Below are 1463 nucleotides of genomic sequence, written 5' to 3'. Positions count from 1 at the left end.
CCTCGATATGGGCCATCGCACTACGCCCCCAGACCGTCCAAGACAAGGCCCCTTCTAAGCGCTCTTGCTCAGAGACACGCTCGTACAGGGGCGTATGTAGAGAGGTGCCCTCAAAGTAGCTGGGGGAGTTGAACAAGGCATGTATCTTGGTCGTGTAGACCTGAGCAAGCGTCACAGATGCAGGGCGCAGGCTTAGGCTATAGTAGGCATAACCCCACTCCCTCTTACCCAACCACACAGGGACACCCGAATCCTCCAAGATAACAGGAGGCCCCAACTTCCCCATAAAGAGGTCAAGGGTATCACTGTGGTACTCACTGCATACCCCCTGCCGAAGATACCACCGGTCAAAGCTGTTGTTTAACATGTCCTGTCCTCCAAGGCAGAGTATCCCATACGCCTACCCGAACCACAATTACCACACCAGATCACTGTGATCAGGGACACATAATCCTTTTGTAGCCGGTGTGCATTGTGCAGACCTAACCCCCACTTTTGGAGAGAATCATGTCAGACCTCAGAAACAAACTCGTCAAGTTGGCTCACGAGAACCCCGAGCTTCGCAAGGACATCCTGCCTCTTCTCAATAAGCAGGCAAGTCCCAAGATGCAGGTTATGGTTGGCGGCAGGGAAGTGGGGCGACCAGTCCCGCAAGCCGGCAATGCCTCCTCGATGGGAGCCTATGAGAAAAAGCTAATGGTCATGTACGGGATTAAAGCCGGCTCCTACCAGCTAGGTCAGGCGGAAGATCAGGGATATGGGAACCCCGGCACTTTCAACCGTACGATCCGCTCTTGGACTACAAGCAGTGGGAAGACACTCGAAATCGTCCTCGTGTAACTTTCAGATCACTGTGATCTGAAAGAGCCATCAAGCCTCTCTAACCGGGAGATTTGATGGCTCTTTCGCTTTTACAGCGACCTCTTCAAAGACATCAACGGGTTCCACCCGCGAAACACCGTCAATCTCACACTCACTGAGATCGAAGCCAAGCTGAATGCCCTGTGACAGGAGCATCAGCCACGAAGTAAGGCACCCGCTCAGGGTTTAGCACCCCGCCTAGGCTGGAGTCCGCCCAGATAGAGGAGTCCCCCCAGTGAGCGTCGCGGCCATGATTGTCCGCCTTCCTCAAGGAGATTTCCACCACGTCACACAAGGAGCGGCAAGAATTCCCATACAAGGAGGGGTTAAATTGCTCCTCCAACTCCTCCAACGTCATCACGCTCACCGTGCTCGCATCAGGCAGGGGCACTTGAATGCTATCTATGAGGTACCCTCCCTCCCAGATATTCGATAGGAAGAGATAGCCCGCACCACCCGTCGAGTAGACCCAGATAGCCACAGGGATAGAGGGGCCTGCATCCATGCTGTAGGGGTCATCGTACCACATGAGCCAGTACGGTATGCCTTGTGGGGTCTGTAGAGGCGGACCCAGTAGGGGGGCTAACTGCATGTGCACCCCA

The 1463-nt window shown here is 54.7% G+C and carries 1 protein-coding gene; it reads left to right on the top strand.

Annotation, left to right across the window (positions count from 1 at the left end; all coding sequences use genetic code 11):
• Positions 1–507: 507 nt before the first annotated feature.
• Complete coding sequence (locus tag V6D20_01925; GenBank protein HEY9814555.1) at positions 508–840, top strand: hypothetical protein; 333 nt, start codon at positions 508–510, stop codon at positions 838–840.
• Positions 841–1463 lie beyond the last annotated feature (623 nt).

This window comes from Candidatus Obscuribacterales bacterium, from assembly GCA_036703605.1.
Taxonomy (GTDB): Bacteria; Cyanobacteriota; Cyanobacteriia; order RECH01; family RECH01; genus RECH01.
This window is presented reverse-complemented; position numbering and strand designations above follow the sequence as displayed.

Coding starts and splice junctions, on each gene's coding strand:
- V6D20_01925 (HEY9814555.1), top strand. CDS start 508: ATGTCAGACCTCAGAAACAAACTCGTCAAGTTGGCTCACGAGAACCCC.